This is a genomic window from Herbidospora mongoliensis, from assembly GCF_001570545.1.
GTDB classification, from domain to species: Bacteria; Actinomycetota; Actinomycetes; order Streptosporangiales; family Streptosporangiaceae; genus Herbidospora; species Herbidospora mongoliensis.
Genome location: NZ_BBXD01000008.1, coordinates 332,023 through 346,311 on the forward strand (window position 1 = coordinate 332,023; position 14,289 = coordinate 346,311).

General features: G+C 68.9%; 18 protein-coding genes. 6 read left to right on the top strand and 12 right to left on the bottom strand.

The window, feature by feature from the left end; all coding sequences use genetic code 11:
- Positions 1–47: 47 nt before the first annotated feature.
- Both AW272_RS01800 and AW272_RS01805 read right to left on the bottom strand, forming a co-directional pair.
- On the bottom strand, positions 48–686 hold the full coding sequence (locus AW272_RS01800; protein WP_066360389.1) for a response regulator: 639 nt from the start codon (positions 684–686) through the stop codon (positions 48–50).
- Positions 683–1,492 carry a sensor histidine kinase gene (locus AW272_RS01805; protein WP_066360390.1) on the bottom strand — a complete coding sequence of 270 codons (810 nt, stop codon included), beginning with the start codon at positions 1,490–1,492 and terminating at the stop codon, positions 683–685. The genes AW272_RS01800 and AW272_RS01805 overlap by 4 nt, the downstream gene beginning before the upstream one ends.
- 111 nt (positions 1,493–1,603) lie before the next feature.
- On the opposite strand from AW272_RS01805, the gene AW272_RS01810 reads away from it, so the two are divergent.
- From AW272_RS01810 to AW272_RS01825, 4 genes are all read left to right on the top strand, one after another.
- The gene (locus tag AW272_RS01810) at positions 1,604–2,299 is read left to right on the top strand and encodes an ABC transporter ATP-binding protein (RefSeq protein ID WP_066361184.1); all 696 of its coding nucleotides are present in this window, start codon (positions 1,604–1,606) and stop codon (positions 2,297–2,299) included.
- Entirely contained in the window at positions 2,296–2,994 is a 699-nt protein-coding gene (locus AW272_RS01815; protein WP_066360391.1) for an ABC transporter permease, read from the top strand. The genes AW272_RS01810 and AW272_RS01815 overlap by 4 nt, the downstream gene beginning before the upstream one ends.
- Positions 2,991–3,566, top strand: a complete 576-nt coding sequence (locus AW272_RS01820; RefSeq protein ID WP_066360393.1) for an ABC transporter permease — start codon at positions 2,991–2,993, stop codon at positions 3,564–3,566. Before AW272_RS01815 ends, AW272_RS01820 begins: the two co-directional genes overlap by 4 nt.
- Before the next feature lie 326 nt (positions 3,567–3,892).
- Positions 3,893–5,284, top strand: a complete 1,392-nt coding sequence (locus AW272_RS01825; RefSeq protein ID WP_066360395.1) for an MDR family MFS transporter — start codon at positions 3,893–3,895, stop codon at positions 5,282–5,284.
- A 29-nt stretch (positions 5,285–5,313) separates the two neighbouring features.
- Here AW272_RS01825 and AW272_RS01830 read toward each other — a convergent pair whose 3' ends face one another.
- Positions 5,314–5,769 (bottom strand): PPOX class F420-dependent oxidoreductase, encoded by a 456-nt coding sequence (locus AW272_RS01830; protein WP_066360397.1) that lies wholly within the window; start codon positions 5,767–5,769, stop codon positions 5,314–5,316.
- A gap of 81 nt (positions 5,770–5,850) precedes the next feature.
- Between AW272_RS01830 and AW272_RS01835 the strand changes: the two genes are divergently transcribed.
- Both AW272_RS01835 and AW272_RS01840 read left to right on the top strand, forming a co-directional pair.
- Positions 5,851–6,321: a lamin tail domain-containing protein gene (locus tag AW272_RS01835; protein WP_066360399.1), complete on the top strand. Its 471-nt coding sequence runs from the start codon at positions 5,851–5,853 to the stop codon at positions 6,319–6,321.
- 9 nt (positions 6,322–6,330) lie between these two features.
- Positions 6,331–7,512, top strand: coding sequence for an ROK family protein (locus AW272_RS01840; RefSeq protein ID WP_066360402.1), 1,182 nt, complete (start codon positions 6,331–6,333; stop codon positions 7,510–7,512).
- Here the strand turns inward: AW272_RS01840 and AW272_RS01845 are convergent.
- From AW272_RS01845 to AW272_RS01885, 9 genes are all read right to left on the bottom strand, one after another.
- Positions 7,484–7,936, bottom strand: a complete 453-nt coding sequence (locus tag AW272_RS01845) for an Ohr family peroxiredoxin (RefSeq protein ID WP_066360404.1) — start codon at positions 7,934–7,936, stop codon at positions 7,484–7,486. The genes AW272_RS01840 and AW272_RS01845 overlap by 29 nt on opposite strands.
- Positions 7,933–8,574 carry a sigma-70 family RNA polymerase sigma factor family protein gene (locus tag AW272_RS40235; RefSeq protein ID WP_083957813.1) on the bottom strand — a complete coding sequence of 214 codons (642 nt, stop codon included), beginning with the start codon at positions 8,572–8,574 and terminating at the stop codon, positions 7,933–7,935. The genes AW272_RS01845 and AW272_RS40235 overlap by 4 nt, the downstream gene beginning before the upstream one ends.
- Positions 8,571–9,464 carry an RNA polymerase sigma-70 factor gene (locus tag AW272_RS01855; RefSeq protein WP_066360405.1) on the bottom strand — a complete coding sequence of 298 codons (894 nt, stop codon included), beginning with the start codon at positions 9,462–9,464 and terminating at the stop codon, positions 8,571–8,573. The genes AW272_RS40235 and AW272_RS01855 overlap by 4 nt, the downstream gene beginning before the upstream one ends.
- 9 nt (positions 9,465–9,473) lie before the next feature.
- Complete coding sequence (locus AW272_RS01860) at positions 9,474–10,169, bottom strand: alpha/beta fold hydrolase (protein WP_218010762.1); 696 nt, start codon at positions 10,167–10,169, stop codon at positions 9,474–9,476.
- Between the two features lie 27 nt (positions 10,170–10,196).
- On the bottom strand, positions 10,197–10,580 hold the full coding sequence (locus AW272_RS01865; RefSeq protein ID WP_066360412.1) for a cupin domain-containing protein: 384 nt from the start codon (positions 10,578–10,580) through the stop codon (positions 10,197–10,199).
- Positions 10,581–10,584: 4 nt separating this feature from the next.
- Positions 10,585–11,337 carry an SDR family oxidoreductase gene (locus tag AW272_RS01870; protein WP_066360414.1) on the bottom strand — a complete coding sequence of 251 codons (753 nt, stop codon included), beginning with the start codon at positions 11,335–11,337 and terminating at the stop codon, positions 10,585–10,587.
- A 160-nt stretch (positions 11,338–11,497) separates the two neighbouring features.
- Positions 11,498–12,187, bottom strand: coding sequence for an RloB family protein (locus AW272_RS01875; RefSeq protein WP_066360418.1), 690 nt, complete (start codon positions 12,185–12,187; stop codon positions 11,498–11,500).
- 80 nt (positions 12,188–12,267) lie between these two features.
- Positions 12,268–13,545 carry an AAA family ATPase gene (locus tag AW272_RS01880; protein WP_066361186.1) on the bottom strand — a complete coding sequence of 426 codons (1,278 nt, stop codon included), beginning with the start codon at positions 13,543–13,545 and terminating at the stop codon, positions 12,268–12,270.
- Positions 13,546–13,730: 185 nt separating this feature from the next.
- Positions 13,731–14,264, bottom strand: coding sequence for a hypothetical protein (locus tag AW272_RS01885; RefSeq protein WP_157518164.1), 534 nt, complete (start codon positions 14,262–14,264; stop codon positions 13,731–13,733).
- Positions 14,265–14,289: the final 25 nt, after the last annotated feature.

Sequence of the window (14,289 nt, forward strand, 5' to 3'; positions counted from 1 at the left end):
ACGCGCTCTTGACGCCTTCGCTACGCGAGTGGAGGAATTCTTGACGGCTAACGCACGAGATCGCTCTCATAGGCGGCGATGACGAGATGGGCCCGGTCACGGGCGTGCAGTTTGCTCAGCAGATGACCGATGTGCGTTTTGACGGTCTTGATGGAGATCGTGAGGCGGGCGGCGATCTCGTCGTTGGACAGGCCGTGGCCGACCAGGGTCAGGACCTCGGTCTCCCGTTCGGTGAGGGAGCCGACGGTCTTGGCGGGGGTGGGGCGGCTGACGTACACCTCGATCAGGCGTTCCAGCACGCTGGGGGCCAGCAGCGACTCGCCCTGGTGGACGCGGCGGATGGCGTCGAGCAGGCGGTCGGGGTGGGCGTCCTTGAGCAGGAAACCGCAGGCCCCGGCCTGGAGGGCGGCGCGGACGTATTCGTCGAGCTCGAACATCGTCAAGACGATGATCTTGATCGACGGGTGCTTCGCCATGATGTGGTGGGTGGCGGCGATCCCATCCATGCCGGGCATGCGGATGTCCATCAGCACCACGTCGGGGTCTTGAGAGGCACAGACGAGGATCGCCTCGTCGCCGGTTCCGGCCTCGCCCGCCATGGTCATGTCGGGGTTCGCGTCGATCACGGCGGCCAGGCTGTGGCGCAGCAGCGGCTGGTCGTCGGCGATGACGACGCGGATGGTCATGCCGCCTCGGGGATGCGGGCGGTGACGCGGAAGCCGTTCCCCGCAGGCCCGGCCGTCAGGGCGGCGACGCGTTCTCGCAGGCCTTCGAGGCCGTGACCGGCGCCCGCGTGGGCGACCCAGCCGTCGACCGGGCCGTCGTCCTCGACGTCGACGACGATCCAGTCGCCGTCGCGGCGGATCTTCACGGTCGCGGTGGTCGGGCCGGCGTGGCGGGCGGTGTTGTTGAGGGCCTCGCGGACGACCGCGCAGACCGCCAGTTGGGCGCCCGGGCTGACCTCGTCGAGTTCGGCGACGTCGAGGGTGACCGGGAGGCCCGCACGCGCGACGATGTCCGGCAGGTCGCCGAGTCTCTCGGCCGGGCGCAGCGGCGCGGCGGCCTCGTTGTCGCGCAGGACCTTGAGCATGCGGCGCAGTTCCGTCGTGGTCTCGCGCCCGATGCGTTCGATGTCCTCCAGCGCGGCCTCGGGGTCGTCGCGCACGTAGCGGGCCGTGGTCGCCCGCACGGTGATCAGGCCGAGGCCGTGGGAGACGATGTCGTGCAGGTCGCGGGCGATGCGGAGCCGCTCGGCCTGGGCCGCGCGCTCGCCGGCCCAGGCGGTGAGCCGGGCTTCGTAGACGGCGCGCTGGCGGCGTCCACGGACCAATGCCCAGGCGGTGGTGGCCAGCGTGAGCGCCGCGATGACGGCGGGCACCACGACCACTCCCGGCCCGTCGCCGCCGGCGGACAGCAGGACCAGCAGCAGGAGGACATACGCGGCGGCGATCGGAGGCCAGACCCGCCGCTCACGTTTCGGAATCGCCACCACGCCCGAAGTCTAGGAACCCTTTCGGGTACGACGCATCGGACCAGGGTCTGAGAGAAGGTCCCGGACCTCGGTCCGATGTGGTTCTCCCGGGGCCTCGGTTCACTGAACGGCGTGATTACCATCGACGGCCTCGTCAAGCGGCGGGGCAAAACGGAGATCCTGTCCGGAGTCGGCTTCCAGGCCCTGCCGGGACGGGTGACCGGCTTCCTCGGGCCCAACGGGGCGGGCAAGAGCTCCACGCTGCGCATCTTGCTGGGGCTCGACCGGGCTCAGCAGGGGACGGCGCTGGTCAACGGGGTGCCTTTCGTCTCTTTGGCCGATCCGGTCCGGACGGTCGGTGCGGTGCTCGACGGATCGGGCGCGCACCGGTCGCGGACCGGGCGGGCGCATCTGCGCTGGGTGGCCCGGTCGGCGGGGCTGCCGCTGTCGCGGATCGACGAGGTGCTGGAGCTGGTCGGGCTGGCCGACGCGGGGTCGAAGCGGGTCGGGCGCTATTCGCTGGGCATGGGACGGCGGCTCGCACTGGCGACGGCGCTGCTCGGGGACCCTCCGGTGCTGGTGCTGGACGAACCGCTCAACGGGCTCGACCCGGAGGGCATCCGGTTCATCAGGACGTTCCTTCGCGAACGTGCCGAGTCTGGGCGGACCGTCCTGCTCTCCAGCCACCTCATGGGCGAGCTCGCGGAGACCGTCGACGACGTCGTGGTCATCGACCGCGGCCGGATCGTGGCGCAGGGGACGCTCGCCGAGGTCACCGGAGCCCACCGGAGCCTGGAGGAGGCGTTCTTCGCGCTGGTGTCCCGATGAAGGGGGAGCTGTCGAAGCTCGCCTCGTTGTGGTCGGTGTGGCTCGCGGGTGCGGTCGCGGTGCTGGTGCCGACCGTGATCACCTGGCTGAACTCCTTCATGGCGCGAGGGGCCGGGCCGGACCGCGGCTATCAGGAGCTGGCCTTCGGGGTGATGGGGGTGATCATTCTCGGGGTCGTGGCGGTCAGCAGCGAATACGCGACCGAAGGCCCGGAGGCCGGTGGCGGGCGTCAGATCACGACCAGCCTCACCGCCGTGCCGTCGCGGCTGCGCTTCCTGGCCGCCAAGGCGGCGGCCGTCGCGCTGGTCGCCGCGCTGCTCGCGGTCGTCGCGATGGCGGGCACGATGAGCTTGGCGGCCGGGTCGTCGGTGGAGGTCACGCGGCTGGCCGGGGTGGTCTGTTATTGGACGTACACGGCTCTGCTGGCGTTCGGGATCACCGTCCTGGTCAGGCACGGGGTCGTGCCGCTGGTGGTGCTCCTGGTCAACACGTCGCTGGTGAGCATGACGTTCCTGCTCAGCAAGACCTTTCCGGTGTTCAGCTTCACCCCTGACATGGCCGGGGCGCGGATGTTCGTCGAGCCCAACGACAGCACGGTGGACATCAGCCCTCTCCTCGGATTCCTGACGATGTCGGGCTGGGTGGTCGTCGTGCTGGTGATCGCGGCGGTCGTGTTCACCCGGAGGGACGCGTGATCCGCGCGGAGTTGTCGAAGCTGCTCTCACTGCCGGCGACGTGGGTGACCCTCGGCTGGACGCTGGCGGTGAACGTCCTGCTCACCTTCGTGATCGCCGTGGGCGGCTCGGCGGTGGCCTACTCCCAGGCCGGGTTCGTCGTCCTCGGGGCGCTGGCGACGTGCTCCGAATACACCGGCGGGCAGATCAGGACCACGCTGACCGTGATGCCGCGCCGGGTTCACCAGCTCACGGCCAAGTACATCGCACTGGTAGCTCTGACGGTTCCGGCCGCCCTGGTCGTGGCCCTGTCCGGGACGGTGATCACGATGGCCGTGCTCGGATCGTGGGCCGTCCCGTGGGAGGTGGCTGAGGTGACGGCGTACGTGACCCTGGTGACCCTGCTCGGCGCGGCCGTCGGCGCTCTGGTCCGGCACACGCTCGCGGCGGTGGCCCTGGTGATCGGCTACCTCTTCGTCGTGACGCCGCTGGTTCAGGACACCGTCTTCGCGGGCGACGTCGTCACCCTCGCGTTCTGGACCCCGGCCTTCCTGGGAATCGCCCTGTTCGTCCATCGCCTTCGGGACGCGTGAGAAGGTGTCGCGCATCACACTCCCCGGCCGAGTTTCGGCTGCCCGGCACCGGCAATCGACGTTCTACCTGGGCTGACGTGGGTCTCGCGGGCCCCGTGCCGGCCGGGGAGACCGGTGCGGGCGGTGAAAACCAGGTGACATTAGGTATCGGGTGCCGGAATTCTGAGTGGGCGCGATGAGTTCTGTCGGTGGTGCGGGCCATGCTGGCACATGGCCGTAACTCAGTCCGATCCCCCGATTTTTGAGGTGCCGTGTCCAGCCCACAGCTAGACCAGCTCGACTCACCCGCCAAGCCCGCGACCGATACCTCACGTCGCACCCCTCCGGTGATCCGGCTGTTGGTGCTGGCCACGTTCGTGGTCATCCTGAACGAGACGATCATGATCAACGCCATCTCGGCGTTGATGACCGCGCTCGACATCACCGCCCAGACGGCCCAGTGGCTGTCGACGGCCTTCATGCTGACCATGGCGGTCGTCATCCCGATCACGGGGTGGTTCCTGCAGCGCGTGACCACGCGCACGGCCTACACGACCGCGATGGGCCTGTTCCTGCTCGGCACCGCTCTCGCCGGGGTGGCCCCGAACTTCGAGGTGCTGCTCGGCGCCCGGATCATCCAGGCGTCCGGCACGGCGATCATGATGCCGCTGCTGATGACGACGCTGATGCAGGTGGTGCCGGAGTCCGAGCGCGGACGGGTCATGGGCAACGTTTCCCTGGCCATCTCGGTCGCGCCCGCCATGGGCCCGACCGTTTCCGGCGTGATCCTGAACTTCGGGTCGTGGCGGCTGCTGTTCGCCGTGGTGTTCCCGATCGCCGCGCTGATCACCTGGTTCGGCCTGAAGCAGCTCAAGAACGTCGGCGAGACCAAGCCCGGCACCGTCGACTGGTTCAGCGTGGTGACCGCCGCTGCCGGTTTCGGTGGCCTGGTCTACGGGCTCAGCCAGTTCGAGGGCGACGCCCGGGTGGCGGGCGCGATCGTGGGCGGCGGCGTGGTCCTCATCGCGATCTTCGTGTTCCGGCAGCTGCGGCTGCAGAAGCGCGGCACCCCGCTGCTCGACCTGCGCACGCTGGGTTTCCGCACCTACACGGTGTCGCTGATCCTGATGGCGGTCGCCTTCATGGCGATGCTCGGCTCAATGGTTCTGCTGCCGCTCTATCTGCAGGAGATCCGCCACCTCAGCGCTCTCCAGGCGGGCCTGCTGGTGATGCCCGGCGGCCTCGCGATGGGCCTGCTCGGCCCGACCGTCGGCCGCCTGTTCGACCGGTTCGGCGGTCGCGTGCTCGTGATCCCGGGAGCGGTCGCGATCACCCTGTCGCTGGCGGGCTTCACCCAGATCACGCTGTCCATGCCCTACTGGCAGCTCCTCGGCCTCCACGCCCTGCTGATGGTCGGCCTGGCCGGGATCTTCACCCCCGTGTTCACGCTGGGCCTGGGCGCGGTCACGCCCCCGCTCTACTCTCACGCGAGCTCGATCCTGGGCACTCTCCAGCAGGTCGCCGGCGCCATCGGCACCGCACTCGTGATCACCGTGATGAGCGCGCGGGCCGAGTCGTCCCGGGCGTCGGGGGTGACCGAGCAGCTGGCCCTCCTCGACGGCATGCGGGTGGCCTTCATCGTCAGCGCGGGCATGTCGATCGCAGTGATCATCGCCGCCCTGATCCTCCCGGCCAGGGCCGACAACCACGGCGACGGTCCCCGGCCCGCCCACCACTGATCCTCACTCGACGACGTAAGGCCGTCCGGTCAGGCCAGCCTGGCCGGGAAGCCGCCGGTCGCGACCGGGCCCCAGCGGGTCGGGGTGATCCGCAGGAGCGACTTGCCCTGGCGGGTCATCGCGGCGCGGTATTCGTCCCAGTCGGGATGTTCGCCCGAGATGCAGCGGAAGTACTCCACGAGCGGTTCGAGGGCCTCCGGCAGGTCGAGGACCTCCGCGTCGCCGTCGACCTGTACCCACGGGCCGTTCCAGTCGTCCGACAGGACGATCACGCTGACCTGCTCGTTGCGGCGGGCGTTGGCAGCCTTGGCGCGGTCGGGGTAGGTCGAGATCACGATCCGGCCCTCGGCGTCGACCCCGCACGCCACCGGGGAGGCCTGCGGGCGGCCGTCGCGCCGGGCCGTGACGACGATCGCGTGGTGACGGGGGCGCAGGAATTCGAGCAGCTCTTCGCGGGTGACGGCGTCGTTGGTCGCGATCTTCATGTGAGTAACTCTAGGCGTAGGGGCCCCTTGTCCTTATCATTCGAAACCCGGCAAGTCGCCTCACTCCTTGGAGCGTTCCACATGCGTGTACTCATGGTCGCGCTGTTAGCCACCGCATCAACCACCGCCCTGCTCTCCGCGCCGGCCCAGGCGAAGGCCCCGGCCGTCCAGATCACGAAGATCTACTACAACTCGCCCGGCTCGCCGGACAACGGCGCGAACGGCAGCCTGAACGGCGAGTACATCCAGCTCAAGAACATCACCAAGAAGGCGGTCAGCCTAAAGGGCTGGACCGTCCGGGACGCGACGAAGGCCCCCGACCACATCTACACGTTCGCCGCTTTCACCCTCAAGCCCGGCAAGACGGTCACGCTGCGGACCGGTGTGGGCAAGGACACCGCCACGACCCGCTACTGGGGGCGCAGCGGCGGCGGGACCTTCGCCTACATCTGGAACCAGGCCTCCGACACCGGCTATCTGCGCAACGCCTCCGGCAAGCTGGTCGACTCCTGCGCCTACAACTCCTCGCGGGACGCCTACAAGGTCTGCTGAACTCAGGTCATGAAGAACCTGGGGGCGTTGCTGCGGCACGTCCACCTCAACGGGCCGACGTCGCGCGCCGCGCTGACCGAGGAGTTCGGGCTGAACCGCAGCACGATCATGGCGCTGACCGCCGAGCTCGCCGCCCTCGGCCTCGTCCGGGAGGAGCTGCCCGAAGACACCCAGAAGGCCGGGCGGCCGTCCCTGGTGGTCAGCCCGGAGACCGGCAAGGTGTTCGTGCTCGCCTTCGACGTGGCCGTCGACCTGCTGGTCGCGGCGAGGGTCGGGCTCGGGGGCGTCATCCTCGACCGGCGGGCGGCCGTCCGGCAGCGGCGCTACCCCGATCTCGACGACGTCGTCGGCACGCTGGCCGAGTTCGCCCGTCAGCTCCTCCGCGACGTCCCCTCTGACGCCGTCTGCGTGGGGGTGGGCGCGTCGTTCTGCGGGATGATCCGGCCGCATGACGGGACGGTGCGCTACGGCCCCAAGACGGGCTGGGTCGACCAGGCCTTCGGCCCCGAGCTGGAACGCCGGCTGCCCCTGAACCTGCCGGTGAGAGTGGGCAACGAGGCCCACCTCGGCGCCGTCGCGGAGAACCAGCGCGGCGCCGGAATCGGCTTCAGCAACCTCATCTACCTGCACGGCGACGTCGGGGTCGGCGGCGGCGTGATCATCGACGGCAAGCGCCTCGACGGCAACGACGGCTACGCCGCCGAGGCCGGGCACATGGTCGTCAACCCCTACGACGGGCGGCCGTGCCTGTGCGGTTCGCGCGGCTGCCTGGAGGCGGAGGTCGGCGAGAGCGCCCTGCTCGAACTGGCCGGCTGGCCCCACGGCAGCGTCGGCCGCGACGCCGTGGCCTCGGTGGTCCACGCCGCCGAACGCGGCGACCGGACCGCCCGCGAGGCGCTGAACCGGGTCGGCGACTGGCTCGGGGTCGGCGTGGCCAACCTGATCAACCTGTTCAACCCGGGTGTGGTCGTCTTCGGCGGCATGCTCCGCGACGTCTACCGGGGCTCGGCCGACCAGGTGCGGGCCCGCATCGAGACCAGCGTCCTCCCGGTGTCCAGGGAACGCGTGCAACTCCGCATCGCCACCCTCGGCGACGACACCACGCTGGTGGGAGGCGCGGAGCTGGGCTTCGCCGGCCTCCTGGCCGACCCGGCCGAGGCGGTCAAACGGGCCTACCACCCCAAAAGCTGATCGTCCCCTGCCGGGTCATTTTCGCGTACGGGCACAACGCCTCCGCCTGCCTCATCAGCGGCGCCACTACGGCTGGCTCGATTCCCGGCCACGTCACGACCAGGTCGGCCCGGAGCTGGTAGCCGCCGTCGGCGGGGTCCCGGCCGAAGGCGACCGTCACCGCCACGCTGATCGCCGAAGGGTCGAGCCGGTGCCGCCGGGCCAGCAGGCTCAGCGCCCCCTGGAAGCAGGCGGCGTATCCGGCCGCGAAGAGCTGCTCCGGGTTCGGCCCCGCTGAGTCGCCGCCGAGCTCCTCCGGCAGCCGCAACTCCAGGTCGAGCGCCCCGTCGGCGGAGACAGCCCGGCCGCTGGCCCGTCCGTGGGCCGAACCGCCGCCGGTCACGGTGACGCTGGTGACGTACAGAGGCGCGGAGGGCGGGTTCATGAGCGGTGCCAGCCCTCCAGCTTGTCGGGGTTCAGGACGATCCACACCGCCGTCACCTCGGCCGCGGCGACGCTGACGCTGACCACCGCCACCGCCCGTGCGGCCTGGCGGAGCACCAGGCCGGTCCGGCCGTTCACCGGCTCGACGTGGACGTCGATCCCGGCCAGCAGCCGTGACAGGAAGAGGGCGACGGCATCCGCGCCGTGGGTCGGCCGCAGGGGGGCGCGGATCTTGCCGCCGCCGTCGCTGACGACCAGGGCGTCCGGGGACAGGACCGCCCGGAGCGCTCCCGTGTCGCCCTCCGAGCAGGCGGCGGCGAAGCGGCGGGCGACGTGGTCGTGGTGGGTCCGCATCGCGTGGTCCGAGCGGGGCCGGGGCGGCGGCGCGGGACGGCGGGGCGCGGGCGCGGTGTGCGGGGCGCGGGTGGCCAGCAGTTCCAGGCAGATCCCGCCGGCCACCCGGGTCAGCCAGGCCCGGGGCAGCGTGATCGCCGCCCGGTCGGGGTCGGCGAGGGCGTACCAGCGGCGGTAGGTCTCCTGGACGATCTGGTCGGCCGCCGTCTCGGAGCCGAACAGCCACGTCGCGATGTCGAGCAGGTGCCGCCGCTCGTCGAGCATCTCCGCCAGGGAATCGGTCATGTCGGCTCGCCGGGGTGCCGCGAGCGTTCGTACAGAGAGAGTTTGTCGGGGTTCATCACCCAGAGGAGGTGATGGATGCCGTCGGGGGAGGCGTCGAGGATGAGCAGGGCGCCGCCGATCTTGTCACGGGCCGGGACGTAGACCGCCGGCTGGCCGTTGGCCTCGACGTAGGTGATCGTGGCGCCGGGCCAGAAGCGGGGGGCGAACGCGGTGATGAACTTGGTCACGCGCGGGACGCCCGACATGACGAGACGGGCCGCGCCCAGGATCCCGTTGCCGTCGGTGAGACTGACGACGTCCTTCGCGAACAGGCTCTCCAGCGCGTGGACGTCACCCGACTGCGCGGCGTCCAGAAAGGTCTCCAGCAACTGCCGGTGCGCGGTCCTGTCGATGGGTTCGCGGCGCTCGGTCGACAGCCGTTTGCGGGCCCGGCTCACGAGCTGGCGCGCGTTGGCGGCGCTGACCTGGATGATCTCCGCGATCTGCTCGTACGGATAGACGAACGCCTCCCGCAGCACATAGGCCGCCCGCTCGGTCGGAGACAGGCGTTCCAGCAACAGCAGGAAGGCGAACTCCAGCGCCTCTCCGCGCTCGGCGCCCAAAGTGGGATCCATGCTGGTGTCGATCGGCTCGGGCAGCCACGGGCCGATGTACGACTCGCGCCGCGATCGCGCCGACTGCGCCACGTTGATCGACAACCGGGTGGCGATCGTGGCCAGGAACGCGGGCGGGCTCTGCACGGCCGAGCGATCGGCGACCTGCCAGCGCAGCCAGACGTCCTGGACGACGTCTTCGGCCTCGGCCGCGCTGCCCAGCATGCGGTAGGCGATGCCGAACAGGCGCGGCCGAAGCTCGGTGAAGACCGATGCGGCGTTTTCCAGTGAATCCACGCGCTCACTTCACCGCACGTGATCGACGGCGTCGAGGATGCTCCGCGTGACCGTGTCGGGCCAGGAGACGGCGATCGCGTGCGAGGCGCCGGGGATCTCCCTGGTGTCCCTCGACCCGGCGCGTCCGGCCATGTGGCGCATCGCCTCGACCGGGATGCTGCGGTCGCGGTCGCCGTACACGAACCACGACGGCGTGTCGTGCCAGGCCGCCCGGGTGGCCATGTCGCTCAGCGCGCGCTCGGTGACCGGACGCTGCAGGATCGCCATCACCTCGGCCGACTCGGGGTCGACGTCGTGGCAGTACTGCTGGTGGAACCGGGCCGGGTCGATGCGGAACTCGCTGCCGCCGGTCGCGACCGGGTAGGCGATCAGCGCGTCGGCCAGGGTGCTCCCCTCGAACTTCTGCGACAGCACCAGGGCGCTCTCCCCCGTTTCCGGGGCGAAGGCGGAGACGTACACCAGAGCCTTCACCGCCGGATGGACGGCCTGGCTGATCACCATTCCCCCGTAGGAGTGGCCGGCCAGGACGACCGGCCCGCCGATGCCGTCGATCACGTCACGGAGATAGTCGGCGTCGCCCTCGACGCTCCGCAGCGGGTTCGCCGCCGCGATCACGGGCAGCCCGTGGCCGTGCAGTCGCCGGATGACGCGCTTCCAGCTCCCCGACCCGGTGAAGGCGCCATGGACCAGGACGATCGTGACCATCTCAGGCATCCTCTTCGAGCTCTTCGTTCATCGCGACCACCCCAGGCGGCTGAGTTCTTCTTCCTCGACGAAGGTGAGCATCGGCGTGCCCGGCGCGCAGAGCATCGTGACGGTGAACTTCACCGGCACGTCGTCGCGCGCGTTGCCGTCCTGGAAGTGGATGACGTCGCCGCCGGGCTCCCAGAAGACCTCCCCGGCCTTCACCACCCGGACCGGGTGTCCCTGCAGCTCGAACCGCATCTCGCCTTCGAGGACGTAGCCGAAGGCAGGTCCCGAGTGGCGGTGCGGCGGGGTGCCCGGGTCTCCCGGCGGATATTCGATGACGATGGTCATCGCGTGCGCGCCCTCGGGGATGAACGGAGGCTCGATCTCCTGGAGCAGGGTCAGCGCGGACTTCCATGCTTCCGACATGCGATCACTTCCCCTGGTTGGTCTTCAGCCATTCGTAGTAGTCGATCCGGCCGAGGGTCGCGCCGTCGCCCGGTACGAGGGTGCCCTGCTCCAGCTCACTGCCGAAGTAGCGGGCGTGCGGATCGGTCACGACCGTCCTCGGGTCCCCGAGGGCCTTGAGAACGCCGCGGAAGAACTCGTCCATCTGGTACTGCTCCGGTCCCGCGATCTCCAGACGCCCGTTCAGCGGCGCCCCGACGGCGACCTTGCCGACGTTCTCCGAGACCTCGGCGCCCGCGATGGGCTGGAACCGGACCGGCGCGACGTGCACCCCGTCGTCCCTGGTCGCCTCGTCGGCGATGCCCTTGACGAACTCGAAGAACTGGGTGGCGTGGACGAGCGAGTAGGGCACGTCCGACTTCTCGATGAGCTCCTCCTGGGCGATCTTCGCCCGGAAGTAGTCGTTGGCGGGCAGCTTCTCGCTGCCGACGATCGACACCGCGACGTGGTGCCCGACCCCGGCCTTCTTCTCGGCGGCCAGCACGTTGGAGGTCGAGGTGGTGAAGAAGTTCCACACCGCGTCCCGCTCCCAGGACGGCGAGTTCGACACGTCCACCACTACCTGGGCACCCTCGAGCGCCTCGGCCAGCCCCTCACCGGTGAGCGTGTTGACGCCGGTGCTGGGCGCGGCGGCGACGGCCTCATGTCCGTGCTCGGTGAGCTTCTCGATCAGCCTCGACCCGATGAGCCCGGTCCCGCCGATGACGACGATCTTCATTTACTACCCCTTGTCTGTAGACCGGGCGCTCGTACGCGGCCCGGACGTCAGCTAAGACAGGGCAGACTCCGAAGTTGTGACAAACGCCGCGAACTTCTTTTCAGATACCCACTGACCTGGGGTTATCTAACGTGTAGAAGATCGCGCCCGGCCGAAGCCGTCAGGGCTCCACGATTCTCAGCCGGGCCAGCAACCGCCACATATCGGTGGACGGGTCGCGCTGGAGAACCGGGCAATCAGGCGCGTGCCCGGAGCGGGCCGCCCACTGGTGGGGCGACTGGGGATCGTCATCTCCGACCGGCCCGATTTTCGCCTGGCCGGGCATGCAGAGCCCGTGGGCGCAGGAGGCGACGAGGTTGCGAGCGTGCGCCACCGCCTTCTCTTCCCGGCCCTTCAGGGCGTTACGCCGTGACCCTTTGACGCTCTTGTCGCCCTTCTTGTCGAAGTCGCCGAAGGCCTCCGCACCCTTGGCCTGTCGCAGCTTCTCGACCACGAGTTTGCTGCTCCCGCTCTGCGCTCCTCCGAACGCCTGGAAATGCAGCAGCAGCCACAGGTCGAACGATGGATGGGAGAAGGCGAGCTCGATCCTCGACGCGGCCGCATCTTTGATCGCTTGAGGGATATCGGCCCACTGGTCGCGGTCGAAGAGCGCCCATGCCTCGTCTTCGCCGGCGGCCTCAGCCACGGTGGCGACAACCTCGCACGGAGTTCGGCCGTAGCGGCGGTAGACCGGCTGGATCCGGAAAGGCTGCCTGTCCTGGCCGTCGCCGTCTCCGAACTGCTCGTTCAGATACTGCAGGTAGTCGGGCTCGGTGGATTCGCCTTCACAGGCCACGTAAAGAACCAGCACTTCGCGAGAGCGGGGGCTGGATCTGGGTACCAACGGGCGTTCGTCGTCCAGGCTCCCGCGCCTTTTTCTGCGCCCTCCGCTCACGTCGTCGCCTTTGTTTCGGGCCGGGAGATTTCGCGGGCGATTTCCCCTGCGGTCACCCTGGGAACCCCGCCGTAACGGCCACGGAGATATCCGCGTTCGAGGTTCTCCTCCTTGCGTGGCTTGGCCGCTGTGAGGGGATAGAGCTCGGTCTCTCCCGAACGCTTTTTCGCGGTCATCCATACCTGGTCACGGCTGATCGGGCGATTGAGCACCTCATTGCCCAGGAGGGTCGCGTCGTGCGTGGTGAAGATCAGCTGAGCGCCCTTTGGATTGGCGGCCGGGTCCTGGAAGACGCGGACGACCTCGGCCGCGAGCGCGGGGTGCAGGCTCGAATCCAGTTCGTCCACGAGAAGGACGGATCCCCCCTCGAGCGCGGTGATCATAGGCCCGAGAAAGGCGAACCAGGCATGGGTGCCGAGTGATTCTTCCGTGAAGAAGTCAAACGGCACCTCTCCGTCATCTGATGTGCGGTGCCACAGTCTGATCTTGCCGGTCTCGGGATCGACATCGAGACGGGTGATTCCCAGGTCGGCCGATCGCAGCATCTGCATGATCCGCTCCTGGTAGCGCCCCGCATAATCCGGACGGGTCAGCAGACTCTGGGTCCAGGTCAGCCGGACGGCCACGTTCCTGCCTGGCGTCAACAAGGGGGAAAGACTGCCGATGAACCACTTGTGGATCGCGGACAACTGCGGATCGTTGAGCGCCGCGCCGACCGACAGGAACAAAGCGTTCGGTCGCGTCAGCTTGACCAGTGGTTCACGTTCGCCTTTGAAACCCTCTCCTCTGAAGACGAACTCGCCACCTTCCGACTCGGGACGGTCCGCCTCCCGGTCGAACCAGACATTCCGGCGGCCGTGCGGGTAGGCGTGCAGCCATTCCGCCTCCACCCGTCTGTCTGACAGTTCGAAGCCGTAGGTGTAGCGGACGGGATCCCGGCCCAGCGTGAGGTCGACCTCAAACAGGCTCGTCTCGGCGCGGGATGAGGGGTCGAGCTTGAACGGCTGCCGGGGCACCACATCCGGCGACTTGGCCCAGTCGGCGAAGGAGTTCCGCACCGTCTCGCCCATGAGCTCGAGCCCGCTCAGCAGATTGGACTTCCCTGAGGCGTTGGCGCCGAAGATCCCCACTACGGGCTGTACCGAGACGTCGTGTCCTCGGTGCTTGAGACCGGTCGGGCGCGCCGTGCCCTCATCGAACTCGGTCGCGATCAGCGACAGTTCGTGGTCGTCACGGATCGACCGATGGTTGGCCAGCCGGAACCGGATCAGCATCTGGACCACCTACTAGACGGGCCGTTGAGCCTGTCATCTATGTCTTGATGCAGAAAGTCTGCACGAAACACACTATGACGTTTACCGGACGCGTGCCAGCCAACTGCGCCGTCACACGCAGATGGTGAGATGGTCGCTGGTCTCGTGGTGAATCGGTCGCTGGTTCGACGGTGAGATGGTCGCGGTCAGGGCTCGCCGAACCACTGGCAGATGTGGTTGGCGCGGTCGGCCATCCAGGGCCAGGCCGGGGGTTCGTCCTCGGGGAACAGGTCTTCGGGGACGTCCGGGTCGTAGTCCGGTGGCAGTAGTTCGATGGTCTGGCTGCCCCAGGACCGCTCCACCTGGAACGGGATCGGCCATTCCTCGTTGGGGAAGCCGTCGCAGTTCGTCACCTCGTAGACGAGGCTGACCTCCCATGTCGCCTCCGGCGCCAGGGTGTGGGGCAGTGGAAGGCCCTCGACGTCGACCAACTTCAGGTAGGAGCTGCTCGCTCCTGCGGACGTGATGGTCACGTTCCGCCAGGTGATGTTCTTGATGCCGAACCGGACCGAGAACCGCTTGGTCTCGCGGTCGCTCGGGCCTTGGCTGCCGTCCAGGTGGACGACCTCTAGGCGGGCCCATATCAGCCCGGAATTCATCAGAACCGGGGTGGCGATCCCCACCAGCACCAGCAGTAACGCCGCTGCCGCCACCCATAATCTGCGTCGCTTGGAAGCCACAGAACTACGTATACGTCAGGAAAAC